Source organism: Mesorhizobium sp. M0518, assembly GCF_040321125.1.
GTDB lineage: Bacteria > Pseudomonadota > Alphaproteobacteria > Rhizobiales > Rhizobiaceae > Mesorhizobium.
Map to the genome: position 1 here is coordinate 175,982 of NZ_JAMYQY010000002.1, position 23,609 is coordinate 199,590.

At 61.5% G+C, this 23,609-nt stretch carries 22 protein-coding genes and 2 pseudogenes; 12 read left to right on the forward strand and 12 right to left on the reverse strand.

What is annotated here, in order from left to right:
* Nucleotides 1-28: 28 nt before the first annotated feature.
* Nucleotides 29-709 (reverse strand): DsbA family oxidoreductase, encoded by a 681-nt coding sequence (locus NKI66_RS03755; protein ID WP_352677250.1) that lies wholly within the window; start codon nt 707-709, stop codon nt 29-31.
* 18 nt (nt 710-727) lie between these two features.
* Complete coding sequence (locus tag NKI66_RS03760) at nt 728-2,548, reverse strand: extracellular solute-binding protein (RefSeq protein ID WP_352750961.1); 1,821 nt, start codon at nt 2,546-2,548, stop codon at nt 728-730.
* Nucleotides 2,549-2,780: 232 nt separating this feature from the next.
* On the opposite strand from NKI66_RS03760, the gene NKI66_RS03765 reads away from it, so the two are divergent.
* Nucleotides 2,781-3,410: an invasion associated locus B family protein gene (locus tag NKI66_RS03765; protein ID WP_013531658.1), complete on the forward strand. Its 630-nt coding sequence runs from the start codon at nt 2,781-2,783 to the stop codon at nt 3,408-3,410.
* A 72-nt stretch (nt 3,411-3,482) separates the two neighbouring features.
* Here NKI66_RS03765 and hspQ read toward each other — a convergent pair whose 3' ends face one another.
* Entirely contained in the window at nt 3,483-3,806 is a 324-nt protein-coding gene (gene hspQ, locus NKI66_RS03770) for a heat shock protein HspQ (RefSeq protein WP_023811879.1), read from the reverse strand.
* A gap of 125 nt (nt 3,807-3,931) precedes the next feature.
* Here hspQ and NKI66_RS03775 point away from each other — a divergent pair.
* A pseudogene (locus NKI66_RS03775) lies at nt 3,932-4,893 on the forward strand (AEC family transporter).
* Here NKI66_RS03775 and NKI66_RS03780 read toward each other — a convergent pair.
* Nucleotides 4,870-6,081: a UbiH/UbiF family hydroxylase gene (locus tag NKI66_RS03780; RefSeq protein WP_352750964.1), complete on the reverse strand. Its 1,212-nt coding sequence runs from the start codon at nt 6,079-6,081 to the stop codon at nt 4,870-4,872. The pseudogene NKI66_RS03775 and the gene NKI66_RS03780 sit on opposite strands and share 24 nt — an antisense overlap.
* Nucleotides 6,082-6,151: 70 nt before the next feature.
* On the opposite strand from NKI66_RS03780, the gene NKI66_RS03785 reads away from it, so the two are divergent.
* From NKI66_RS03785 to NKI66_RS03820, 8 genes are all read left to right on the forward strand, one after another.
* Nucleotides 6,152-7,090: a DUF2182 domain-containing protein gene (locus tag NKI66_RS03785; protein ID WP_352677253.1), complete on the forward strand. Its 939-nt coding sequence runs from the start codon at nt 6,152-6,154 to the stop codon at nt 7,088-7,090.
* Between the two features lie 13 nt (nt 7,091-7,103).
* Nucleotides 7,104-7,718, forward strand: coding sequence for a DUF1326 domain-containing protein (locus NKI66_RS03790; protein WP_013531653.1), 615 nt, complete (start codon nt 7,104-7,106; stop codon nt 7,716-7,718).
* Between the two features lie 11 nt (nt 7,719-7,729).
* Nucleotides 7,730-8,548, forward strand: a complete 819-nt coding sequence (gene pcsA, locus NKI66_RS03795) for a phosphatidylcholine synthase (RefSeq protein ID WP_164761907.1) — start codon at nt 7,730-7,732, stop codon at nt 8,546-8,548.
* 44 nt (nt 8,549-8,592) lie between these two features.
* The gene (locus NKI66_RS03800; RefSeq protein WP_352677254.1) at nt 8,593-9,570 is read left to right on the forward strand and encodes a quinone oxidoreductase family protein; all 978 of its coding nucleotides are present in this window, start codon (nt 8,593-8,595) and stop codon (nt 9,568-9,570) included.
* Nucleotides 9,571-9,703: 133 nt separating this feature from the next.
* Complete coding sequence (locus NKI66_RS03805) at nt 9,704-11,281, forward strand: ABC transporter ATP-binding protein (RefSeq protein ID WP_352750966.1); 1,578 nt, start codon at nt 9,704-9,706, stop codon at nt 11,279-11,281.
* Complete coding sequence (locus NKI66_RS03810; protein ID WP_352630733.1) at nt 11,278-12,408, forward strand: ABC transporter permease; 1,131 nt, start codon at nt 11,278-11,280, stop codon at nt 12,406-12,408. The genes NKI66_RS03805 and NKI66_RS03810 overlap by 4 nt, the downstream gene beginning before the upstream one ends.
* On the forward strand, nt 12,408-13,328 hold the full coding sequence (locus NKI66_RS03815; protein WP_031213469.1) for an ABC transporter permease: 921 nt from the start codon (nt 12,408-12,410) through the stop codon (nt 13,326-13,328). The genes NKI66_RS03810 and NKI66_RS03815 overlap by 1 nt, the downstream gene beginning before the upstream one ends.
* Before the next feature lie 50 nt (nt 13,329-13,378).
* Complete coding sequence (locus NKI66_RS03820; RefSeq protein WP_023811889.1) at nt 13,379-14,446, forward strand: BMP family ABC transporter substrate-binding protein; 1,068 nt, start codon at nt 13,379-13,381, stop codon at nt 14,444-14,446.
* Nucleotides 14,447-14,491: 45 nt separating this feature from the next.
* On the opposite strand, the gene NKI66_RS03825 is transcribed toward NKI66_RS03820, so the two are convergent.
* The 6 genes from NKI66_RS03825 to NKI66_RS03850 all read right to left on the reverse strand — a co-directional run bounded on the left by NKI66_RS03825 (nt 14,492) and on the right by NKI66_RS03850 (nt 19,724).
* Nucleotides 14,492-15,598 (reverse strand): acyltransferase family protein, encoded by a 1,107-nt coding sequence (locus tag NKI66_RS03825; RefSeq protein WP_352443143.1) that lies wholly within the window; start codon nt 15,596-15,598, stop codon nt 14,492-14,494.
* Nucleotides 15,599-15,697: 99 nt separating this feature from the next.
* A complete protein-coding gene (gene rimO, locus NKI66_RS03830) occupies nt 15,698-17,011 on the reverse strand; it encodes a 30S ribosomal protein S12 methylthiotransferase RimO (RefSeq protein ID WP_013531645.1) in 1,314 nt (437 codons plus the stop codon).
* Nucleotides 17,012-17,147: 136 nt separating this feature from the next.
* Complete coding sequence (locus NKI66_RS03835; protein WP_023811892.1) at nt 17,148-17,810, reverse strand: TerC family protein; 663 nt, start codon at nt 17,808-17,810, stop codon at nt 17,148-17,150.
* A gap of 180 nt (nt 17,811-17,990) precedes the next feature.
* Complete coding sequence (locus NKI66_RS03840; RefSeq protein WP_032909322.1) at nt 17,991-18,398, reverse strand: DUF930 domain-containing protein; 408 nt, start codon at nt 18,396-18,398, stop codon at nt 17,991-17,993.
* A gap of 56 nt (nt 18,399-18,454) precedes the next feature.
* Complete coding sequence (locus NKI66_RS03845; protein WP_352750969.1) at nt 18,455-19,153, reverse strand: DUF2161 domain-containing phosphodiesterase; 699 nt, start codon at nt 19,151-19,153, stop codon at nt 18,455-18,457.
* 52 nt (nt 19,154-19,205) lie between these two features.
* Nucleotides 19,206-19,724, reverse strand: coding sequence for a sterol desaturase family protein (locus NKI66_RS03850; protein WP_502900923.1), 519 nt, complete (start codon nt 19,722-19,724; stop codon nt 19,206-19,208).
* On the opposite strand from NKI66_RS03850, the pseudogene NKI66_RS03855 reads away from it, so the two are divergent.
* Nucleotides 19,653-20,054: pseudogene (locus NKI66_RS03855) on the forward strand (isochorismatase family protein); the annotation flags it as partial. The gene NKI66_RS03850 and the pseudogene NKI66_RS03855 overlap by 72 nt on opposite strands.
* A gap of 718 nt (nt 20,055-20,772) precedes the next feature.
* Here NKI66_RS03855 and ku read toward each other — a convergent pair.
* Nucleotides 20,773-21,597 carry a non-homologous end joining protein Ku gene (ku, locus tag NKI66_RS03860; RefSeq protein WP_352750971.1) on the reverse strand — a complete coding sequence of 275 codons (825 nt, stop codon included), beginning with the start codon at nt 21,595-21,597 and terminating at the stop codon, nt 20,773-20,775.
* A gap of 785 nt (nt 21,598-22,382) precedes the next feature.
* Between ku and NKI66_RS03865 the strand changes: the two genes are divergently transcribed.
* Nucleotides 22,383-22,814: a hypothetical protein gene (locus tag NKI66_RS03865; protein ID WP_023811898.1), complete on the forward strand. Its 432-nt coding sequence runs from the start codon at nt 22,383-22,385 to the stop codon at nt 22,812-22,814.
* A gap of 267 nt (nt 22,815-23,081) precedes the next feature.
* On the opposite strand, the gene NKI66_RS03870 is transcribed toward NKI66_RS03865, so the two are convergent.
* On the reverse strand, nt 23,082-23,582 hold the full coding sequence (locus NKI66_RS03870; protein ID WP_352442910.1) for a metallophosphoesterase family protein: 501 nt from the start codon (nt 23,580-23,582) through the stop codon (nt 23,082-23,084).
* Nucleotides 23,583-23,609: the final 27 nt, after the last annotated feature.

The window sequence follows — 23,609 nt, forward strand, 5'->3', positions numbered from 1 at the left end:
TTGTCGTGGAGAGGAGAGGGCGTCGGCCTCAGCCGGCCTTTTCCAGTTCGCCACGCGCCTTGGCGGCCGCCACCTGGCGAATGGCATCGGCCAGCGTATCGGCATCCTGTGCGCCCATGACCGCGTATTTTTCCTCGAGCAGGAAGCACGGTACGCCAGAAATGCCCATGCGCGACGCGGTGGCGATCTCGGTGCGCACCGCCTCGACATCGGCCTCGGTTGGCAAAAGCGTGGCGACCACGGATGCATCCATGCCGGCCTCGCGTGCCGCCTCGACCAGGACGGCATGATCGCCAATGTTGGCGCCTTCCTCGAAATTCAGTTGGAACAGCCGGCGTACAAGCCTGTTCTGAATGGCTTCGCCGGCGGCACCTGCCCAGCGGATCAGCCGGTGCGCATCCAGCGTGTTCGGCGCCACCTTGATGGCGTCGAAGGCGAACGAGATGCCTTCGACTTCGCCCAGCGGCTCGATGCGGGCGTGAATCTCGCGGATGCGCTCGTCGCTGCCGAATTTTGCCAGCATGTATTCGCGGCGGTCCTTGCCTTCAGGCGGAATGGTCGGATCGAGCTGGAACGGCCGCCAGCGGACATGCACGTCGACATCGCTGACGGCGGCGATTGCCCTGTCGAGCCGCTTCTGGCCGATGAAGCACCAGGGGCAGACGACATCGGATACCACATCGACGGTGATGGCGTTCAATTCGCTCATCTCGATCTCCCTGATCCCTCAGTTGGGTTTGCGCCACCATGTTGGCAGTTGATACCCGAATATGGGCGTCTTTTGCGGATGTTCCAGGTAGTTCCAGTAGGCGATCCATTGCTGCGTGTTGTGCTGCATCGGCACCATGTAGTTGCCGGAGATCAGCAGCCGGTCGAGAACGCGAACGGCGGCAACATAATCCTCCTTGGAGCGGGCGCGCAGCATCGCCTCGATCGCCGCGTCCACAGCCGGATCGGCGACGCCGGCGAGATTGAACGAGCCTTCCGTCCTGGCCGCGGCGGAACTCCAGCGCCCGCTCTGCTCGATGCCGGGCGACAACGAATTGTTGAAGCCGCTCGATCCGACCAGGACCTCGAAGTCGAAGCGCTGCTTGCGCGACTGGATCTGATCGCCGTCGAGGCTGCGAATGGTGAGATCGATGCCGATCTTCTCCAGCGTGCGCTGGTAGATGCCGGCAAGGCGCTCCTCGTCCTGCGACGCGGTCAGGATTTCGAAGCTGAAGGGTTTGCCTTCGGGATCGAGCATCGTTCCATTCTGCACGTGGTAGCCGACACTTTTCAAAAGATCGAAGGCTGCCTTCAGCACGCGGCGGTCCTGGCCCGATCCGTCGGTCACCGGCGGCCGCCATGTACCGTCCATGACATCGGCCGGCACGCGGCCGGGGTAGGGCGCCAGAAGCGCTTTCTCCTTGTCGTCCGCTGGATGGCCGAGCGCGGAAAGCTCGGAGTTTTGCCAATAGCTCATTGTCCGCGCGTACTTGCCGCCGAACAGGTTCTTGTTGGCCCATTCGAAGTCATAAAGCATACCGAGCGCGCGCCGCACGACCGGGTTGGCGAATTTCGGCAACCGCGTGTTGAACAGGAAACCAGTCACCACGGGCGGAATGCCGGTGTCGAAGGTCTGCGCGACCACATCGCCCTTGTGGAAGGCCGGAAAATCGAGATCGCGCTCGCGCTTCACCGGATCGCTATCGTCGTCGATGGCGCAAAGGCCTTTCTTGAACGCTTCGAGCTTGGCGTTAGCGTTGAGGAAATACTCGATGGTGATCTGGTCGTAATTGTCGAAACCGCGCTTGGCCGGGACGTCCTTGCCCCAGTAGTCCGGGTTGCGCTTGAACACGATGCGCTGGCCGGGCTGCACCTGCGCGATCGTATAGGGGCCGCTGCCGATCACCGGCTTGAGCGTCGTCCTGTCGAAAGTCTCCTTGTCGAAGGCATGCTTCGGGATGATCGGGGTCAGCGCGATGATCAGCGGGAATTCGCGATCGGCCTTGTCGTTGAAGGTGAAGCGCACGCTGTGATCGCCGGTCTTTTCGAGCTTGGCGACCCTGGCCATGCGGTCGCTGTAGGGCGGTCGCCCTTTCTCGGTGTAGACATCGTAGCTGAACAGCACATCTTCCGGCGTCACTGGCTGGCCGTCCGACCATTTGGCCTTCGGGTTGAGATGGAATTCGATGCTCTTGCGCTCCGGGTCCATGTCGGCGCTGTCGGCCAACAAACCGTAAAGCGTGAAAGCCTCGTCGGCATTGCGCTGCATCAACGGCTCGAAGACCAGATTGCCGAAGATCGTATCCATCATGCCGCGCGCCGTCGTGCGCAGGCTCTTGAGGATGAAAGGGTTGAGGTTGTCGAAGCTGCCGACGACGCAATATGTGATCGAGCCACCCTTCGGCGCATCGGGATTGACGTAATCGAAATGCGTATAGCCGGGCGGCAGCGCGGGTTCGCCCTGCATGGCGATCGCGTGCTTCGGCTCCGATGCGGCCGGCTGATGCGAAAGTGCGAGAAACGACATCGCGGTGATCAGCCAAACAACAACGCGGCCCATGACCGTCTCCTTAACAGGTCGGCTTGATGATTCGGTGCGCACCCTAGCATGAGGCGGCTGCGCGCCGGCCAACCGCGCGCTCAACAATTGCTGACGCCGGGCTGGATTCGGCCTCGCTTGCAGTGTAACACGCCCTCCGAAGTCATTCTGTTGCCTCATTTCGGCAACAGGTAGCTGGACCACACGGCACGAAGAAGCCGGTCCTGGGATCATTTGAGAGGAAGTGCACCACATGACGAGCCTGAACAGCAACGCGTACCGCCTGTCGGTCATGGCCGCTGGCGTGGTCGGCTTTCTCGGCGCAGGACTTCCCGCTGCTTCCGCACAGCAGCAACAGCAGATTCCGCAAGGCTGGTTCAAGGCCTGCACCAAGCAGGAAGACGTCGACATCTGCAACGTCCAGAACATCACCACCGCCGGCAACGGCCAGCTGGTCACCGGCGTCAGCCTGATCGAGCTGAAGGGCAAGGTGAACCGCAAGGTGTTCCAGGTGACGGTGCCGACCGGCCGTCTGGTGCCTCCCGGAATCGGCCTGCAGATCGACACCGGCAAGGCGCAGAAGCTCGATTATGTGATCTGCTTCCCGGATCGTTGCGTGGCCGAAGTGCCGCTGACCGATCAACTCGTCGCGGCATTCAAGAAAGGCCAGGCGATCACGCTGACTTCCGTCAATTTCCAGAACCAGCCCAATCCGATCAAGATCGCCCTGCAGGGCTTCAGCGGCGCCTATGACGGCCCGGCGCTGCAGCAGTCGGACATCGAGGACCGGCAGAAGAAGCTTCAGGACTTCGTCGCCAAGAACAACCAGGATTTCGCCAAGAAGCTCAAGGAAGAGCAGGACAAGGCGAAGACCGCCAACTGATCGGCCGATATCGTCCGGCCAACAAAGAAGCGGGGTCATGCCCCGCTTTTTTTGTGCCCGTCTCTCCGCGGGTTAGTGCCTTGACTGCCGTTTCGGCTGGTAGCCGCCGTCCGGCCTCTTGTCGAACATCTCCTTGATCTGCGGATGCCGGACCGGCTCACCCGACTGATCCTCAAGCAGATTCTGCTCGGAGACGTAGGCGATGTATTCGGTCTCCGAATTCTCGGCGAGCAGATGATAGAAAGGCTGATCCTTGCGCGGCCGAACGTCGGCGGGGATGGCTTCGTACCATTCGTCGGTGTTGGCGAATTGCGGGTCGACGTCGAAAATAATGCCCCTGAATGGAAACAGCCGGTGGCGAACCACCTGTCCGATTGCGAATTTGGCTGTTTTCATCGTACTCACCACTGAATTCCTTGGGCTTATTTGGCGCAGACCGCGCATCAATTCAATCCCGAGGCGCTTGACGCCCTATCAAGCAACGGGCTAGCCCGGCGCCAGGGTTTCGGACCAGCATAAAAATGTCTGACGTCATGGGTCTTGTTCTTCCGTTCTTCGGCTTGATTTTTGTCGGGTTTCTGGTGGCGCGCATCACCAGGCAGCCGCTGGAGGCGCTCGGCTGGATGAACACGTTCATCGTCTATGTCGCGCTGCCGGCCCTTTTCTTCCAACTGCTCGCCAAGACGCCGTTCGAAGACCTGACGGAATGGCGCTTCATCTTCGGTTCGGTCGTCTCGACCTTCATGATATTTTCCTTGATGTTCATGGGGTCGGTGCTGACCTCGCGCGGCGAGATAGCGCAATCGACCATCAAGGCGCTCGCGGCCGCCTATGGCAATATCGGCTATATGGGGCCGGGCCTGGCATTGCTGGCCTTCGGCGAGGAGGCTGCCGTGCCGGTCGCCCTGATCTTCTGTTTCGAGAACATCATGCATTTCGCCGTCGCACCCATGATGATGGCGCTGTCGGGCGACGAGAAGACCACTCCTCTCCGGCTTGCGCTGGTGTCGTGCGCAAGATCGTGCTGCACCCGTTCATCATCGCAACCGCCTTGGGTGTCGGCGCCGCCTATATCGGCTTTCGACCGCCCGTGCCGGTGGAGCGACTTCTGGAATATCTTTCCCGGGCGGCCGCACCTTGCGCGCTGTTTGCCATGGGCGTCACCCTGGCGCTCAGGCCGCTGAATCGCGTCCCGCATGAGATGGTTCCGATTGCGGCGCTGAAACTGATCCTGCACCCGTTGCTCTGCTATGTCGTGCTGAGCTGGATCGGCAATTTTTCTGAGACATGGGTCTTCTCGGCGGTGCTTCTGGCGGCATTGCCGACCGCCACCAACGTCTTCGTCATCGCCCAGCAGTATGGCGTCTGGGTACAGCGCGCGTCGGCTAGTGTGCTGATCACAACCTGCCTGTCGGTCGTGACCGTCACCGGGCTGCTCTACCTGATCCGGCACAATATCCTAGCGCCGGACCGGTTTCCCTAACCCGCCAGCAAGCGCGGCAAAACCGCTGCCGGGACGAAGTCCCTCGCGCATGAAAAAAGCCCGAAGCGGCGCGAAGCCTCCGAGCACGCCGAGCCCGGCAACGCGGGCCATCTGCGCCGGCAGCATGTCGGAAAGCAGCGACATGTTGAGCAGGTTGACCGCGCTGCTGCGCGCCAGAATATCGGGGCGGCGCTTGAAATCGTAGGCTGCAAGCGCCTTGGCTGCACCTGGGTCGGCTCGATTTTCACGAGCGATTCCAATTAGATCGTCGACGTCCCTGATGCCTAGATTGAGGCCTTGCGCACCAATCGGGGGAAACACATGGGCGGCTTCGCCGACCAGCGCCACCCGATCTCGGGCGAAACGCAGTGGCGTCACCGCCGAAAGCGGATAGATCTGCCTGCCCGGCTCGACCGTCACCCGGCCCAGCATCGACTGCATCTGCTGTTCGACCCGCTGAGAAAGCGTCGCATCGTCCAGTGCGGCGAGGTCGGTCGCGGTCTCGGGCTTGACCACCCAGACCAGGCTGGAGCGATTGCCGGGCAGGGGGACCTGCGTGAACGGACCGGTCTCGGTGTGGAATTCGGTCGAGGTGAAGGCATGGTCGCCGCTATGGCCGAAATTGAGGACGAGAGCTGCCTGCGGGTAGGACCGGGCCGAGGTCGAGATGCCGGCCGCCTGGCGCGCCGGTGACAACCGCCCATCGGCGGCGACCGCCAGCGCTGCGTCGACCGTGCTGCCGTCGGTCAGGACGGCACGGGCGTGCTCGGCATCGAGACGCCAGTTCGCCACCATCGGCATCAGCCGGTCGATGCCGGCATGCGCGGCAACGGCGCTGGCGAGTGCCGGGTTGAGCACGCTGTTGGGAAGGTTCAGCCCGAACTGGTCCTCGTCGATCTCGCTGGCACGGAAGGTGACGACCGGGCTGCGGATCAGCCGGCTGGTGGCGTCGACGATGCGCATCACTTTCAGGGCCGCCGCCTTGGATTTGACGGCTTCGAGCACGCCAAGCCGGTCGAGCACTTTCAAGGCAGGGTTCATCAGGGCCGTCGTGCGGCCATCGGGGGCGGTGGCCTCCGGCCCGACCAGTGTCACCGGGAAACCCTCGGCGGCAAAACCGAGCGCCGCGATCAGTCCTGCCGGCCCCGTGCCGGCAACCAGTATCCGCGCAGTTTGCTGATGCTCCAAGATCGGCTTCCGGCTTGCAATGCGAGGCGGTCCACCCGACCTGCCGTTCGATGAGCATATAGGTCAGATCATGCCGCTTGATCAACGCGGCGATTCGGCCCATTCGGATGTCATGACCGGCCAGCAGGACGACTTCAGGCATCTCGACCGCGCCGGCCGCGCCATGGCCGGCATCGCGCGCAGTCCTCGCGTCACGGTAAACGTCGTTGTCGGCGCTTGCATCCTGCTTGCCTGGCTGACCCTTGCCGCGATGGCAATCCGCGGCGCCGAAGGCGGGATTGCAGGCGTCAGCGCCCCCGGCGACACGATCCTGCGCAGCCTGCCGCAACTGCCGCTGCCCGATTTCCTGGAACGGTTCTTTGTGCTGTGCCTCTCACCGGTGCCTTTGGACACAAGTCTCGGCTTGCAGGCCGGCGCGCTCGTTTTCATGTGGTTCCTGATGGCGATCGCGACGATGCTGCCTTCGGCGGCGCCGATGATCCGCACCTATTGCGAAATCACTGACACGGCTCGCATCAAGGGCGAACCGGTCGTTCACCCGCTGGTGCTGGTCGCCGGCTACCTCAGCGTCTGGCTCGCCGCTTCAATGATGTTCGCGGCGCTGACCCTGGCCGCCCATGCATTCGCCTCGTCAGCCGGGATGCTGGATCCGGTCGTCGGCCTTGCCGGTGCGCTCGCTCTCCTGATCGCCGGCCTCTACCAGTTCAGCGGCCTGAAGGAAGCTTGCCTGAAGAAATGCAAGAACCCGTTCTCGATCCTTTTCGCGAACTGGAGCGCCAAGCCGGCCAGCGTCTTTCGGCTCGGTGTCGCGCAAGGTCTGTGGTGTCTCGGCTGCTGCTGGGCCTTGATGCTGGTGATGTTCGCCGTTGGCGTCATGAACATTTTCTGGATGGCGTTGATCGGGCTGTTCACCCTGATCGAAAAACAAACAGCCAGCAGGGTTCCAACCCGGCTGGCCGGTGCGATACTGCTTGTCTGGGCAGCCGCGCTGCTAGTAGTCTCGCTGTGAGTGGGGGAAATCGATGGCAGACCAGAGCTGGGCGATGAAGGGAGAGCTCGTACTCTCCTGCAATTGCACGGTTTTTTGCCCCTGCGTGCTATCGCTTGGCAATCATCCGCCGACCGAAGGCTATTGCCAGACCTGGGCAGGGTTTCGCATCGATGCCGGCCATTTCGGTGAGGTTGATCTGTCCGGCCTCAATCTCGGCCTGATCATGGAAATCCCCGGCTACATGAGCCGCGGCAACTGGACCGCGGGCCTGTTCATCGACAGCCGAGCCTCGGTCTACGCAGTCAAGGCGCTGACCAAGATCTTCACGGGCAAGGCAGGCGGAACCACATCGCTGCTCTCCATCCTGGTAGGCAAATTCCTCGGCGTCGAGCAGGTGCCGATCACCTATGAGACGCGTGACAAGACGCGTATCTTCCAGATACCCAGGATTATCGACGGAGCCGTGACACCCATCCAAGGCAAGGACCGCGACAAGGACACGGTGATCAGCAATTCGGAATACTGGATCGCGCCCGAGATCATCGTGGCAAGGTCCGACAAGAGCAAGATGCGGGCTTTCGGCCGCAACTGGAATTTCGCCGGCCGTTCGGCCGAAATCTGCAAGCTGGATTGGCGGGGCCCGTGAGCAAGAACACAATGGCCAGGAATACGGCGGCCCGAAAAGCCGCCAAAAAGATCACGGACCGGATCCCCAGGCCGAAGAAGAAGGTCACCTGGCCACAGGCGAGAGCGTTCTCCGTCCACCTCTTGACCGCCTCGGGGTCGTTCCTGGCCTTCCTGTCGCTGGTAGCAGCAAGCGAAGAGCGCTGGACGGCGATGTTCTGGTGGCTAGGGCTGGCATTGTTCGTCGACGGCATCGATGGACCGATCGCGCGGAAGCTCGAGGTCAAGGAAATCCTGCCGACCTGGTCGGGCGAACTGCTCGACAACATCATCGACTACGTGACCTACGTGCTGATCCCGGCCTTCGCGCTCTATCAACGCGGCTTCATGGGCGAGGGCCTGTCATTCCTGTCGGCGGCGATCATCGTCGTTTCCAGCGCCATCTACTATGCCGACACCGGCATGAAGACGAAGGAGAATTTCTTCAAGGGTTTCCCCGTGGTCTGGAACATGGTGGTGTTCACCCTGTTCGTCATCGAGCCCGGACAATGGGTTTCGTTCGCGGTGGTGGTGGTGGCCGGCGTCCTGACTTTCGTGCCGATCAACTTCATCCACCCGGTGCGGGTGGTGCGGCTGCGGCGCATCAACCTTGGGATGACTCTCTTGTGGTGCGCTTTCGGCGCGCTTGCCCTGGCCCAGGCGGCACTCGCTGCCTTCTACGATCAGATCGGCGTGCTGGGCGAGCAGGTCAGCACCTTCACCAAGATCGGCATCACCATCACCGGGCTTTACCTTGCCTGCATCGGTGGCATCATGCAGTTCTTTCCCAAACTCGGTGCCAAGAAGGCCTGATCAGCCACTCCCACAGGGAGCCTAGCCCCACAGGAAGCCCAGCAATGTCCAAAGCGATCCGCATTCACGCCAATGGCGGCCCGGAAGTTCTGACCTATGAGGACGCCGACCCCGGCCAGCCGGGAGCCGGGCAGATCCTGGTCCGGCACACCGCGATCGGCCTCAATTTCATCGATGTCTATCATCGCTCTGGCCTCTATCCGCCACCCGGCGGCTTCCCGCTCGTGCCAGGCAGCGAAGCCGCCGGCTTGGTGCTGGAGGTCGGCCATGGCGTCGACTCGCTCAAACCGGGCGATCGCATCGCCTATGCCGTGACGACGGGGGCTTACGCGCAACAGCGCGTCATCGATGCCAGCCGCGTCGTCAAGGTTCCGGATGGCATCAGCGACGAACAGGCCGCGGCGATGATGCTGAAGGGCATGACCGCGGAATATCTGCTGCGCCGGACGTTCAAGGTGAAGGCCGGCGACACGATCCTGTTCCATGCCGCGGCAGGCGGCGTCGGACTGATCCTCGGCCAATGGGCAAAACATCTCGGCGCCACCGTCATCGGCACCGCCAGCTCGTCCGACAAGATCGAGCTCGCCAGGGCGCATGGTTTCGATCATGTCATCAACTACAAGGAACAGGATTTCGTCGCCGGCGTCGCCGCCATCACGGGCGGCAAAAAATGCGATGTCGTCTATGATTCGGTCGGCAACGACACATTTCCGGCTTCGCTCGACTGCCTGCGGCCGCTTGGCATGTTCGTCAGCTTTGGCCAGTCCTCGGGACCCATACCGCCATTCAGCATGTCATTGCTGGCCCAGAAAGGCTCGCTGTTCGCAACAAGGCCGACACTGTTCGTCTACAACGCAAAACGCGAGGACCTCGACGCTTCTGCCGCCGCCCTGTTCGAGGTCGTGCTCAGCGGCGCGGTCGAGATCAAGATCAACCAGCGCTACGTGCTCAAGGACGCCGGCAAGGCGCATTCCGACCTCGAGGGCCGCAGGACCACAGGGACGACCATTCTCATCCCTTAGTTCGTTCTGCCTTGCTATCCCTTGAATTTCCGCTGAAATTCTTGAAGCTCTTTCAAGACGTGTGCCGCTTTCCGATGAGAGCCGGCCGCGCCTACCATGCCTGCGGGAACACAGAACATGTCTGGCTAACCAGATGGGAGGCACTGTGAGTGCAAATCAGAACGGCACGAACCTGCTTGAGGTGCGTGGCCTCACCAAGATATTCGGCACGCTGACGGCGTGCGATCACATCGATCTCGACATCGCCAGGGGTGAGATCCACGCCTTGCTCGGCGAAAACGGCGCCGGCAAGTCGACGCTGGTCAAGATGCTGTTCGGCTCGCTGGAGCCCAATTCCGGAGAGATCTTCTGGAACGGCCAGGCGGTCAGGATTTCCAGCCCCGGCGCCGCGAAAAAACTCGGCATCGGCATGGTGTTCCAGCATTTTTCGCTGTTCGAGGCGCTGACCGCGGCCGAAAACATCGCGCTGTCGCTGGACGACGGCTCGCCGATCAGCAGCATCGTTGCCAAGGCGAGGGCGCTTTCCTTCAGCTATGGCCTGCCGCTCGATCCTGACTCGCTGGTCGGCGACCTGTCGGTAGGCGAGCGCCAGCGCATCGAGATCATCCGCTGCCTGCTGCAGACGCCACAGCTCATCATCCTGGACGAACCGACCTCGGTGCTGACGCCGCAGGAAGCCGACAAGCTGTTCGAGACGCTGGAGCGCCTGCGCTCGGAAGGCAAATCCATCCTCTACATTTCGCACCGGCTCGAAGAGGTCAAACGCATCTGCGACCGCGCCACCGTGCTGCGCCACGGCAAAGTGGTCGGCCACTGCAATCCGCGTGAGGAAACTGCTTCTTCGCTGGCTCGCATGATGGTCGGCAACGAGGTGCAGGCGGTGGTGCGCGCGCCGGTCGAGGGCATCGACAAGGCGCAGCCGCTGCTCGAAATCCGCAATCTCAATCGCAAACCGGCAACGCCGTTCTCGATACCGCTCAAGGGCATCAACCTGAATGTCCGCGCCGGTGAGGTGATCGGCATCGCCGGCGTCGCCGGCAACGGCCAGGGCGAGTTCTTCGAATCCGTTTCAGGCGAAGTGCTGCAGCAGAATGCCGCCTCGGTGCGCATTCGTGGCAAGGATGCGGGAGGCCTTAGCATCACCGGACGCCGACTGCTGGGCGCCGCCTTCGTGCCGGAGGAGCGCCTCGGCCACGGTGCGGCACCGCGCATGAAGCTTTCTGAAAACCTGCTGCTGTCGCGCCATGCCACCGACGGCAAGGCGTTCGTCGGTTCCGGCGGAATGGTCAAGAGCGCCGCCATCCAGGCCGCCTCCCAGCGCATCATCGAGGCGATGGATGTGCGCAAGAGTGCGCCGGATCCGGAGGCTGCGGCCCTTTCGGGTGGCAATCTGCAGAAATTCATCGTCGGCCGTGAACTCGACCGCCGGCCAAGCGTCATGGTGGTGAACCAGCCGACCTGGGGCGTCGACGCGGGCGCTGCCGCCCACATCCGCCAGGCCTTGATCGAGCTGTCGCGCAGCGGATCGGCGGTGCTGGTGATCAGCCAGGATCTCGACGAGCTGTTCGAGATATCGGATGCGATCGCGGTCATGCACAATGGCGAGCTGTCGAAGCCGATGCCGATCGCCGAGGCAACCTTCGAAAAGGTAGGTTTGCTGATGGGCGGCGCCGAACCAGGCCACGCCGAACACTCGCTGGAGACGGCATGATGCGCCTCGAACTCGTCAAACGCCCGCAGCGTTCCATGCTGTTTTCGGCCCTGTCGCCGTTCATCGCCTTCGCGCTGACCATCATTGCCGGCGCCGTCATGTTCGCGCTGCTCGGCGTCAATCCGCTGACCGCGTTCAATATCTATTTCATCGAGCCGATCAGCCAGGTCTGGCAGTTGCATGAGCTGGCGATCAAGGCAGCGCCGCTCATCCTGATCGCTGTCGGCCTGTCGGTCTGCTACAAGGCCAACATTTGGAACATCGGCGCCGAAGGCCAGTTCATCCTCGGCGGCATTGCCGGTTCGATGATTCCGGTGCTGTTTCCGCAGTTCGAAGGTCCGCTGGTGCTGCCGCTGATGCTTTTGCTCGGCATGGTCGGCGGCGCGGCCTATGCCGCGATCCCGGCTCTGCTCAAGACGCGCTTCGGCACCAACGAGATCCTGACCAGCCTGATGCTGGTCTATGTCGCGCAGCTCTTCCTTGATTGGCTGGTGCGCGGACCCTGGCGCGATCCGCAGGGTCATGGTTTCCCGCAGACCATCCAGTTCAACGATTCGGCCGTGTTGCCGGAGCTGATGCCGGATGCCGGGCGGGCAAACTGGGGTTTTGTCTTCGCGCTGATCGCCGCGGTGCTGGTCTGGATCCTGATGAGCCGCATGCTGAAGGGTTTTGAGGTGCGCGTGCTGGGCTCAAGCCCGCGGGCAGGGCGCTTCGCCGGCTTCGGCCTCAACCGCATGGTGTTTTTCGCCTTCCTGCTGTCGGGTGCCCTGGCGGGTCTTGCCGGCATCTCCGAGGTCTCGGGCGCCATCGGGCAGTTGCAGCCTGTCATTTCGCCCGGCTATGGCTTCACCGCCATCATCGTGGCTTTCCTTGGCCGCCTCAACCCGCTCGGCATCGTTGCCGCCGGTCTGGTGCTGGCGCTGACCTATCTCGGCGGCGAAGCGGTGCAGAGCGCGCTCGGCATCTCCGACAAGGTGGCGCGGGTGTTCCAGGGCATGCTGCTGTTCTTCGTGCTCGGCTGCGACACGCTCATCCACTACCGCATTCGCCTGGTCGGCCTGGCGCTGACCAGACCGGAAGGTGCCGCGAAACGCGAAGCCGCACCGAAGCTGAAGGAAGCCCGTTGATGGACATCACCGTAAACATCCTTCTGACCATCGCCACCGCGGCGACGCCGCTGTTGATCGCGGCAATCGGCGAACTGGTGGTCGAGCGCTCCGGCGTGCTCAATCTCGGCGTCGAAGGCATGATGATCATGGGCGCCGTCGGCGGCTTCGGCGCAACCTATCTCACCGGATCACCCTGGATCGGCCTTCTGGCGGCCATCGCCATGGGCGCGGTGTTCTCGCTGCTGTTTGCCGTCATGACGCTGTCGCTGGCCACCAACCAGGTGGCGACCGGCCTGTCGCTGACGCTGCTCGGCCTCGGCCTGTCCGGCATGATGGGCACCAGCTTCGTCGGCCAGCCCGGCGAAAGGCTGCCCAACCTCTACATTCCCGGCCTGACGGAAATCCCTGTGGTCGGCAGGCTGCTGTTCGGGCAGGATCCGATCTTCTACATCTCGATTGCGCTCACCGCGGCCGTCATGTGGTTCCTGTTCAAGACAAGGACCGGACTGACGCTGCGTTCGATCGGCGACAGCCACACCTCGGCGCATGCGCTTGGCATCAAGGTGATCCGCTATCGCTACCTCGCGGTCATCTTCGGCGGCGCCTGTGCCGGTCTCGCCGGCGGCCATCTCTCACTGGTCTACACGCCGCAATGGGTGGAGAACATGAGTGCCGGCCGCGGTTGGATCGCGCTGGCGCTGGTGGTGTTCGCCTCCTGGCGGCCATGGCGGGTGCTGGCCGGCGCCTACATCTTCGGCGCGGTGTGGATCGGCCAGCTTCATGCACAGGCTTTTGGCATTCCAGTGCCCTCGCAGTTCCTTTCTTCGCTGCCCTATCTGGCAACCGTCGTGGTTCTCGTTCTAATCTCGCGCAACAAGCGTCTGACGATGATGAACACGCCGGCTTCCTTGGGGCAGCCATTCGTTCCGGATCGTTGACAATAAAAACAAACGGGAAGCTCCAAGGCTTAACTCAGAGAGGTAACACGATGAAAAAACTGCTTATTGCCCTGATGACCACGACCGCCGCCATGTCGCTGGCAGCGACGGCCGAGGCCGCGGACAAGCTGAAGGCCTGCTGGGTCTACACCGGCCCGATCGGCGACTTCGGCTACTCCTACCAGCACGACCAGGGCCGTCTCGAGGTGGAGAAGGCGCTCGGTGACAAGGTCGAGACCGCCTATCTCGAAAACGTCTCGGAAGGCCCCGATGCCGACCGTGCTTTCGAGCGCCTGGCACGCGAAGGCTGCAAGATCATCTTCGGCACCTCCTTCGGCTTCATGGACCCGGAAGTGAAGGTCGCCAAGAAATTCCCGAAAGTGATGTTCGAGCACGCCACCGGTTACAAGACCGCTGACAATCTCGGCATCTACAATGCGCGCTTCTACGAAGGCCGCTACATTCTTGGCCAGATCGCCGCCAAGGAATCGAAGGCAGGGGTCGCCGGCTATATCGTTTCCTTCCCGATCCCCGAAGTGGTGATGGGCATCAACTCCTTCATGCTCGGCGCGCAGTCGATCAACCCGAATTTCAAGGCCAAGATCGTCTGGGTGAACTCCTGGTTCGATCCGGGCAAGGAAGCCGACGCTGCCAAGGCGCTGTTCGACCAGGGCGCCGACATCATCGTCCAGCACACCGATTCCACCGCTGCCCTGCAGGTGGCCGAGGAGCGCAAGCTGAAAGGCTTCGGCCAGTCCTCCGACATGATCAAGTTCGCACCGAACGCGCAGTTGACCTCGCTCACCGACGAATGGGGTCCCTATTACATCAGCCGCGTCCAGGCCGCGCTCGACGGCACCTGGAAGCCGGACAATGTCTGGCTCGGCATCAAGGACGGCGCCGTCAAGATGTCGGCCTACACCAACATGCCCGACGACGTGAAGGCGATGGCCGAAGCCACCGAAAAGAAGATCGCCGGCGGCTGGAATCCCTTCACCGGACCGGTTGCCAAGCAGGACGGCACGCCGTGGCTGAAGGATGGTGAAGTCGCCGACGACGGCACGCTGCTCGGCATGAATTTTTATGTGAAAGGCGTCGACGACAAGCTGCCGAAATAAGCAGCGCGAGACATGAGACGGAGGGGCGCCGCGAGGCGCCCTTCTTCATTCGGCGGGCTGTGCGCCGGCAGAGGGGCGACGAAACCGCGTTCGTCCGGCATCGACCGCGCGGCCGAGCCAAAACCTGAGCAACCGCTGTACCGGTTGTTCGCAGGTGCGCCAGATCGCCCACGAAATGAAAAGCATGAGCACGACGCAACCAAGAGCGGCAATCCATTTGCCGACAAGGGGCGTTGCCGCATTGATGGCGAGATAGCCGATGTCCTGGTGCAGCAAATAGAGCGGATAGGTCAGCCCGCCCAGCGCCAGAGTGAGCCCCGATGCCCTGACACGGTCGCGCAGCAGCACCGCGCCGATCAAGGCCGCGTGCATGACGACGTTGGCGACGACGAGATTGGCCGAGGCAACGGCAATGCCGTAGTGGCCAAGCATCCAGTGCTGCGTCACCGATAGCGTTCCGCAGGAGATCAGGAACGCGGCGGCAAGCAGCAGCAGGGCCGGCACAGAACGGCCATGCGAATGGATTTGGTGGACCAGCACGCCGGCGGCGAAGAACGGGCCGAACTCGGTGAGGAACAGCAGCCTGGCTCCGCCGCTGCCGATGAAGAACTCGTTCAAGGCCGAGATCGCCAGCCAGATGAAGATCAGCTCCAGCTTGCGTTTCTGGAAGAGCCCGGTGAACAGGGCCAGCGTGATCCATCCGTAGAACACCAGTTCAAGCACGATCGACCAGTAGACGCCGTCCATGAAGGGCTGGCCGAAGGCCGGCGCGAACATCGACAGATTGGCGGCATACTGAACGAAAGAGGCCGAAAGCAGCGGCGACCCGACAAGGAAGACAATCGCGAAGGTGATCGTCATGCAGAACAGAAAACCCGGATAGAGGCGAACGAACCGCGCGATCGCAAACTGATCCCAGTTCCGGTTTTCCGCCGACCAGGCAATGACGAAACCGCTGATCAGGAAGAACAGGTTGACGCCGAGATAGCCGTAGAGGGCGAATGGTGCGGCAAGCGGATAGCCTTGCGCAAGGTAGCCTTCGGCGGCAGCGCCGCGAAAGAAATAGTGGAAGAACACGACGGCAAGTGCTGCCGCCAGCCTGAGCAGGTCCAGCGTCGCGATGTAATTTTGTTCCGCAGGTCTGGTGTTCATCCGCATTTCCCGCATCTACGGTCCACAAACCATAGAGCGGATCGCGGCTGCGCGGGTTAAGACGGCTGAATTATCGCCAGATGTAGTAAATACGGACCGTCAGACCGCCGAACCATAGAGGTCATAGGCATCGGCACGGTCGATCTTGACGGTGACGATGTCGCCTTGGCGCAGCGGGCGGCGCGACTGGATGTGCACCGAGCCGTCGATCTCGGGCGCATCGTATTTGGTGCGGCCCTTTGCCGATGTGCCGTGCGCCTCGTCGATCAGCACCGGTAGGCGCTTGCCGACCTTCCTGGCCAGCTGCGTCGCCGAAATCTTCTGTTGGCGCTGCATGAAGCGATGCCAGCGCGCCTCCTTGATTTCCTGCGGGACCTGTTCAAGGCCGAGATCGTTGGAGCGGGCGCCGCGGACCGGCTCATATTTGAAGCAGCCGGCGCGGTCGATCTTGGCTTCATCGAGCCAGTCGAGCAGCATCTCGAAATCGTCGTCCGTCTCGCCGGGGAAGCCGACGATGAAGGTGGAGCGGATGGCCAGATCAGGGCATACCTCGCGCCAGCCGCGAATGCGCTCGAGCGTCTTTTCGCCGTGTGCGGGCCGGCGCATGTTCTTCAACACCTGCGGCGAGGCATGCTGGAACGGAATATCCAGGTAAGGCAGGATCTTGCCCTCGGCCATCAGTGGGATGACGTCGGCGACATGCGGGTAGGGGTAGACATAGTGCATGCGCACCCAGATGCCGAGCTTGCCCAGTTCCTCCGAAAGGTCGAGGAATTTCGCGCGCACTTCACGGTCGCCGAACATCGACGTCTGGTACTTGATGTCGATGCCGTAGGCGCTGGTGTCCTGCGAGATGACCAGAAGTTCCTTGACGCCAGCCTTGGCCAGTTTCTCAGCCTCGCGCAGCACATCGGCCGCCGGCCGCGAGACGAGGTCGCCACGCAGTGCGGGAATGATGCAGAAGGTGCAGCGGTTGTTGCAGCCTTCGGAAATCTTGAGATAGGCGTAGTGGCGCGGCGTCAGCTTGACGCCCTGCGGTGGCAGGAGATCGATATAGGGGTCGTGCGAAGGCGGTGCGGCCTCATGGACCGCAGCCATCACGCTCTCATAGGCCTGCGGCCCGGTGATCGCCAGCACGTTAGGGTGCTTTTCACGAATGACGTCCGGCTCGGCGCCCAGGCAACCGGTGACGATCACTCGGCCATTTTCCGAAAGCGCGGAGCCGATGGCGTTGAGCGACTCGTCGCGGGCGGAATCGAGAAAGCCGCAGGTGTTGACGACGACGAGGTCGGCGCCGTCATGCTTGCGCGCGATTTCGTAACCTTCGGCGCGCAGGCGCGTGATGATGCGCTCCGAATCCACGAGGGCCTTCGGGCATCCAAGACTGACAAAACTCACGCGGGGAGCGGACATAAAGGTTTTCCGGGCTTTTCAGGATTGCCGGCGCAGTACCACACTTATTGCGGCATTGGTATGGGCAGGCCCGCGATGCGGCAAAACGCACGGCGGTCTTGCTCCCACTGAGTGAAGATGCCGATGTCCGCCAGCCTCAGCCGACCGCACCGTTTACATGCGGCCAGACCTCCACCGCGCCACGATAGACCATGTCCACAGCCACATAGAAAATGATCAGCAGGCCGACATAGGCAATCCAGCGGTGGCGATGCAGCAGCTTGGCAATGAAAGTCGCGGCCAGCCCCATCAGGGCGATCGACAACACAAGGCCGATGACCAGCACCGGAAAATGATCGCGCGCCGCTCCAGCCACCGCCAGCACGTTGTCGAGCGACATCGACACGTCGGCGACGACAATCTGCAAGGCAGCCTGGCCAAGGGTCTTGCGCTTCGTCTTGCCGGCGACCGCCTGGTCGCTGTTGAGGTCCGAATTCGACAGTGCCTCGGTCGCTTCCAACTCGTCGGCATGCGACGTGCGCAGCTCGCGATACATCTTCCAGCAGACCCACAGCAGCAGGATGCCGCCGGCCAGCAGCAGGCCGACGATCGCCAGCAGCTTGACGGTAATTGCGGCAAACCCGATGCGCAGCACCGTTGCCGCCACCACGCCGAGAAGAATCGCCTTCTTGCGTTGTTCGGCAGGCAGGCCGGCCGCGGCGAGGCCGATGACGATCGCATTGTCTCCGGCCAGCACGAGGTCGATGGCGATGACCTGCAGCAGGGCGGTCAGACTGGCAGCGCTGAAAAAAATGTCCATCGACAGGAAGCCCTTGCTGATTTTGCCGAGTGTTCGTCGATTATCCAGAGGCCCTAACTTGGTGGTCCCCTGGCGTCAAGGGATCACGCGTGGCTGCATCACCGAAGCATCGTCACGTCAAGCCGGATCCAAGGCTCGCGGCACTCGCCGACAGCCAGGCAAACCATGGCAGATCACAAATCAATCGTAGAGATTGTACTTTGCCCAGTCGGCTTCTGGAATCTCGTCCCCGATCCGGTAGCGGAGCTGCAAAACTTCCATATGGTCCGGCGCGGTCTGGCACTTGAATTTCAGCCGGTACCACTGCCCCTTGCTGCGAAACGCAGCACCTGGGCTCTTGATTGCATCGGCACCCATCTCGGGCGTGGCGAAGGCGTAGGCGACGACGCGATCGGCTTTGAACTTGCGATCGTCATGGGTGATGCGGTCGAGCACTTCGGCATCGCAACGCTGTTCAAGACGGGTTTGGGGATCGAGTTTCATCAGACCGGCGCGCAATGCATTGTCCATTGCGCTGGCTGGAAAACTCAGTGTCACTGACGCCAAGGCGGTCATGCAGAGCTTCTTCATGGGCGGGACAAGCAACATATTTTGTCGGAGAAATCAACCGAGAGGACCGCCGCGAGCGCCGCCGGAATCTTCAATCATATGGCCGGTGCGTTCAAAATTGCGTGTCGGGATTCGTCGTGCGACGCCTGCGGCCAACGGACCAAAGAGGCACGGCCGGCATCGGTGAGATCGTAAAGGCCGCGGTCGACGCGCGCGAACCAGCCATAAACATTGTGCTGCAGTATCTTGGGCGCGATCGGCGTCACCGCCTTGAGATCACGCGGTCGCCTGGGTCCGTCCACCATGGCGGCAGCGCAGGCGAGGGCGCTTTGACGATAGGCCGTCATGATCGGATTGCGCGATCCTCCTCCGGCAACGGGATCGCCGCGACGGCGCTGGTGCTCGTCAACCAGACGAGAGCGCCGGCGGGCATTCTTGCGCGGCGCCAGCGCGATCGGGCTGAGAAGCACCTCGACCCGGTCCGTCGCGGTCACACCGAGCAGGCCGAAGCCAAGACGGCGGCAGAGATTGCGAAATCTGGCGTCGCTTTCGCGGCCCTTGCCGCGGGCCGACATGCGCGCGGCCAGCCACACCTCGTCGCAGGCCGCCGCGCGATCGACACCTTGCAGCACCAGTTCAAGATTGAACTGCAGCTTCAACTCGCAGATGACGACAACCGGCGGCTCCCCCTCGCGCAATGCAACAACATCGCAGCCGTCGATCTCGCCTTTGACGACAAAGTCGAGGCTTTCGAGGAACCGCTTCACCGGCGCATAGAGAGACGTCTCGTTCATGCCGCAGGGTTTAGCCGATTCGACGCGAAAAGCCTTCCCGTGGTTCGGCGTTCTACGGCCCGAAAGCGGATCGGGGTGGATACCGCACCGTCGGGCCAGCTGTCAGGCTTCGGTGTTCGGCACCTGCCCGGTTCGGCAGCTTCCTACGGCGCAGGGGCGGATAGCCGATCTGACCGAAATAGGTGGAAGGGATCGGATCGTCGACGCCGTACTTGTCCGGCACCTTGTCACCGGTGGGATTGTAGGTGCCGAACAGCATGTCGAGGAAAGGCAACTGCCCGGCGAAGTTCTTGTCATAGGCTTCGCGCTGGTTGGCATGGCGCCAGCGATGGAACTGCGGGCTGGCGATCAGCCACTTCAAGGGGCCGAACGGAATCCGCACGTTTGAATGCACAAGCAGCGTATGTCCAAGGTAGATAGTCGAAAAGACGGCGATCGAGGCTTCCGAGAAGCCGAGGAAAAAGATCGGCGTCAGCGATATCGCCTTTGTGACGATGGCGACCGGACGTTCATCAACACCTGGGAAGACAGGAAGGTCGTGAACGCGGTCAAGGCGACCGGCCGCAGGCAGCTCATCATCGCCGGCCTGTGGACCGAGATCTGCGTCGCCATGCCGGTTATCCAGGCGTTGGGCGAAGGCTGGGACGTCACGGTCATCGCCGACGCCTCGGGCGGCACGTCGGTCGAAGCGCACGAGGTCGCCATCCAACGCATGATCGCGGCCGGCGCAAACATGATGACCTGGCTGGCGCTGGCATCGGAGTGGCAGCGCGACTGGGCGCGTACCGAGCACGTCGGCGAGCTGACGGAAGTGCTCAAGCAGCACGCCGCTGGCAGCGGCATCGCGTACCTCTGGGAGCAGCAACTGCTCAACACGCCTGTGCCGAGCACCGCCGGCTGAACTGGGCGGGGTGACGAAAGCGTTGAGCGATCCAGCGCCAACATGCTGAGCCGGGTCACCCCCGCCCACAAGACGAGCCGCCTGAATGCAGGGCGGCCGGCCGTCATCAACGATCACTTCCTCCATCCATTGGCCGCGACTACAGTCGGCGCAGCCTGGCTATCTATCGCCTCATTGAAAGGACCATGGAGATGTTCGGCGGAGCGCTTCCGAGAGGAAATGGACGTCATCTATCCGAACTTCAAAGTCAGCCTGACGCAACAGGGCGCTCGTGATCGATGACCTCGCAGTTCGGATATATCGACTTGGAACAGAGGACCTTGCAACCAATCGACAACCCGCTGGGCACGAGGTTGTCATCATGTCTTAGGTACAAACCGCTACCCATGTCTCCGGGCTGGACAATTCGACGTCTGGCGGAGGAAGTGGGATTCGATTCTTGCCTCCGATCCAAGCAAATCAAGAAATCTAAGAATCGATTGTTACACAGCATGTTACGCGCCAGTCAGACGGTGCGGACACGAGCGCGGCCCTTCCCGAAAATGCTAGTGGTGAATCTGTCTAGCGAGGCAACGGAGCAGTGCACGGTGCCGTTTGCGAAGGCCCTGAGGGAATGATCGTGGAGAAAGGCCGCCTTCAGGATCAGCTAGACGCGCTCAAGGCTCCGCTTCTCGGCAAGCGATATGGATGAGCAACGAACGAGTGCCGGTTCCAGCACCTAAGCTGATTTGCGGCTATTGGCCCTTGGCCGATCTTGGCCGAGCCCTTCCTTGGCGAGGCTCTTTCGAAGAACTGAGGCCAAGTCGACCACGTTCTCCTTGGGTTTCGGTACCGGTTTCGGGGGTTTTTTGCCCTTGCGCTTGGCGTCAATCATGGCAATCAACGCGTCCTCGTAGGTGTCCTCGAATTTCGAAGGATCGAACTTTGTCACCTTGTTGTCGATGAGAAGCCCCGCGATTTCGAGCAAATCCGAATCATATTTTGCGCTCTTCACATCGTCGAAGACGGTGTCTTCCGATGTCATCTCATTGTGGGTCCGTAGCTCGGTCAGCAACATGCCTTTTCCAAGGGGCTGTATCAACACTTCGCGCCCGCGCTGATAGAGTACGACGCAGGAGCGTGCCGCAACGCGTTTCTTGGCCATCGCATCGCGCAGGACGGCAAAGGCCTCCAGGGAGGCGCCGTCTGCCGGGATCAAGTAGTATGGTTTCTCGAGATAACGTGTGTCGATCTCGGCAACCGGAACGAAGGAATCGACGTCAAGTGTATGCTGTGACGTCAGCTTCAGTTTCTTTAACTCGTCCGGCTCGACGTGGATGAAATCATCCTTGTCCGCCTCATACCCTTTGATCTGATCCTCGGCTTTGACAACGTCGCCAGTCTCTTCATCGACATAGGCGCTTTTAACGGGTAAACCGTCCTTGCGGTTCAAAATCTTGAAGTCGATCTTGGTTGCCTCGCTTGTGGCACCCACTATCTTTACCCCGCATGACACGGAACCGACCCTCAGAAAGCCCTTCCAGACCGCGCGTGGCGCCACCATGCCGTTTCTCCTAGACGTCGATCCGGCACAACGTCAGGCACACGGTTCTGTTCCTCAACGTTGGCAGTACCCTCGCCAATGTTAGTTATTCTTCACGGTAGTCCAGCAGCTTTGCATGGCGCAGTTTTTCTTCGCCCTTCAGAAAAACTTGACCCGGCCGACCAAGCCTGGCTTGATTCTCTCGGCCTTGTCTTTCTTTAAGCCCTTCGGCACGGGACGCCGATCTTGCCCTGCACGCGCTCCGAAAGGCTGTTGAATATGCCCAGCAGCAGGTTGATAGGCCGGCTCGATGTAGGTCCAGTTTTGGGCTTATGCGAATGTCCGCAAAGCGCCCTCATTCCTGTCGTTTGGGTTGTGTGTTTGCCGGCCTGGAAGCGGACATCGATTTTGTCAGAAATGGCGGACGCGCCGAACCGCAAAGCAGGTCTTCTTTTGGTTGGCTCAAGCTACGTGGAAGGGGCGCCTTGTCGGCCTTGTGCCTGTCTCAAGATCCAATTCACTGGATTACAGTGGCCTCCATGCCGATGAAATGAAACGCCAACCCCAAAGTTCCATAAGGCGTTACTAATTTAAATTGTTGTTGTGGGCGGGTGGCGAGCTGTTCGTTCTGAACGGCTTCGGTCTGATTTGGGATGAGATATCGTTTCGCGCGCCGGCGGAGCAATGCGCTGTTTTTGTCATTTCGCAATCCATGTCGGGCAAGTGGCCGCCTTACCGGCTCTTGTCAGTGCGTAGGCGCGCGATAGTTTTTGTGGGGAAGGGACTTCGATCAAAAGGAGCCGACGATGGAACACCAAACTCTAAGTCAATTGCAGACAATTGCAGAAGTAGAACCCCTCTCGACATACCCGATCATGACCCGGCAACAGCGTATTGAGCGCTGGGCAGAGTTGCTGGCACAACATCCCGAGCGACGCCTGAGAGCCCTTACCGGCACTGAGTATCTGAAGCGGGAAGCCCGCGACGCAGCACGCGGTGAGGGCTCGCCAATTACAGTGGCCTTCGAGGACCCGCTACTGCGTGCGTTAGGCCTGAAGGATGACACCTATGGGGAAGCAAAGCGCTTCTTCGAACTGTCTGACGGTGAGTTGCATGACATCGTCTGCAGTTGCCATGTCGGAACCACGTTCAGAGGGCAGTGGGCTGCCGCTAGAGTCCGCCGGTCGATTGGAGGGAACAGGTTTCTTAAGTGGCTTAGAGAGAGAATGTGGCACTGAGATCGCCAAGGACGGCGATTGAAGCTCGTTTCAAGCGAGGTGGATGAACGATTGGGCGCCAGTGGCGCGCCGCCGGGGTGACGACGGGGGTCGGCGCCTGTCCCAAAGGTTGTGACGGCTGTGCAGACGGGTGGGGCGCTCCTCGGTCCGGTTTACTCGCGGTGCGTTCCAGGCAAGGCTGCAATACCCCAGGGGCAGGATTTCTGGATTCCTGTTTGCGGCTAGCATCACCACGTAAAGACGTCGATCGTTCGACCATCTGCTGCGCTAACCTCGGCGGCGCCGCCTGGCCTGTATGGCAGCAAAAGTGACTGGGCGAAAATCCCAGGCGTCTACGCCGACGTCGTGCTGGCGCGTCATCGGCTTCAGCCGGCCATGAGAATGGCCGTGCAGGTTTATCGATTTCTTGCCGATCTGGTTCCAGGTGCGGAACGGGTAGTGGCAAAGAACCAAGAAACGGCCCTCGACAGTCAGCTCCTTGTAGTGTTGCACGCTAGCCCAAGCCGAAGCGCGGAGCGTTACCACGCCGTCGTTGTTGCCGATGATGAGGTGCTTGGTGCCGTGGAGGCAGGACAGCAGCGAAGACACTGTCTCGGCCGATCCCCTGGCAAAGTCGCCGAGGTGCCAAACCTCGTCGTTTGGAGCAACAGTCTCGTTCCAAAGTTCAGTCAGTGCCTGGTCATGCGCCGCCAATGAACTGAAGGGGCGGGGGTCGAGCCGCAAAATGCGGGGATCGTTGAAATGCGTGTCGGAGGTGAAGAAGATCATGCGCCGCCGCTGGCTGAGACGAGCGCT

Bases quoted from the DNA above. Each gene is read 5' to 3' on its own strand.
- NKI66_RS03800 (WP_352677254.1), top strand. From the start codon at position 8,593: ATGTCCAAAGCGATCCGCATTCACGCCAATGGCGGCCCGGAAGTTCTG.
- NKI66_RS03865 (WP_023811898.1), top strand. From the start codon at position 22,383: ATGGAACACCAAACTCTAAGTCAATTGCAGACAATTGCAGAAGTAGAA.
- NKI66_RS03845 (WP_352750969.1), bottom strand. From the start codon at position 19,153: ATGAACGAGACGTCTCTCTATGCGCCGGTGAAGCGGTTCCTCGAAAGC.
- NKI66_RS03765 (WP_013531658.1), top strand. From the start codon at position 2,781: ATGACGAGCCTGAACAGCAACGCGTACCGCCTGTCGGTCATGGCCGCT.
- ku (WP_352750971.1), bottom strand. From the start codon at position 21,597: ATGGTGGCGCCACGCGCGGTCTGGAAGGGCTTTCTGAGGGTCGGTTCC.
- NKI66_RS03870 (WP_352442910.1), bottom strand. From the start codon at position 23,582: ATGATCTTCTTCACCTCCGACACGCATTTCAACGATCCCCGCATTTTG.
- NKI66_RS03785 (WP_352677253.1), top strand. From the start codon at position 6,152: ATGCCGCTTGATCAACGCGGCGATTCGGCCCATTCGGATGTCATGACC.
- NKI66_RS03815 (WP_031213469.1), top strand. From the start codon at position 12,408: ATGGACATCACCGTAAACATCCTTCTGACCATCGCCACCGCGGCGACG.
- NKI66_RS03820 (WP_023811889.1), top strand. From the start codon at position 13,379: ATGAAAAAACTGCTTATTGCCCTGATGACCACGACCGCCGCCATGTCG.
- NKI66_RS03835 (WP_023811892.1), bottom strand. From the start codon at position 17,810: ATGGACATTTTTTTCAGCGCTGCCAGTCTGACCGCCCTGCTGCAGGTC.
- NKI66_RS03840 (WP_032909322.1), bottom strand. From the start codon at position 18,398: ATGTTGCTTGTCCCGCCCATGAAGAAGCTCTGCATGACCGCCTTGGCG.
- NKI66_RS03810 (WP_352630733.1), top strand. From the start codon at position 11,278: ATGATGCGCCTCGAACTCGTCAAACGCCCGCAGCGTTCCATGCTGTTT.
- NKI66_RS03790 (WP_013531653.1), top strand. From the start codon at position 7,104: ATGGCAGACCAGAGCTGGGCGATGAAGGGAGAGCTCGTACTCTCCTGC.
- pcsA (WP_164761907.1), top strand. From the start codon at position 7,730: ATGGCCAGGAATACGGCGGCCCGAAAAGCCGCCAAAAAGATCACGGAC.
- NKI66_RS03755 (WP_352677250.1), bottom strand. From the start codon at position 709: ATGAGCGAATTGAACGCCATCACCGTCGATGTGGTATCCGATGTCGTC.
- NKI66_RS03760 (WP_352750961.1), bottom strand. From the start codon at position 2,548: ATGGGCCGCGTTGTTGTTTGGCTGATCACCGCGATGTCGTTTCTCGCA.
- hspQ (WP_023811879.1), bottom strand. From the start codon at position 3,806: ATGAAAACAGCCAAATTCGCAATCGGACAGGTGGTTCGCCACCGGCTG.
- NKI66_RS03805 (WP_352750966.1), top strand. From the start codon at position 9,704: ATGGGAGGCACTGTGAGTGCAAATCAGAACGGCACGAACCTGCTTGAG.
- rimO (WP_013531645.1), bottom strand. From the start codon at position 17,011: ATGTCCGCTCCCCGCGTGAGTTTTGTCAGTCTTGGATGCCCGAAGGCC.
- NKI66_RS03825 (WP_352443143.1), bottom strand. From the start codon at position 15,598: ATGAACACCAGACCTGCGGAACAAAATTACATCGCGACGCTGGACCTG.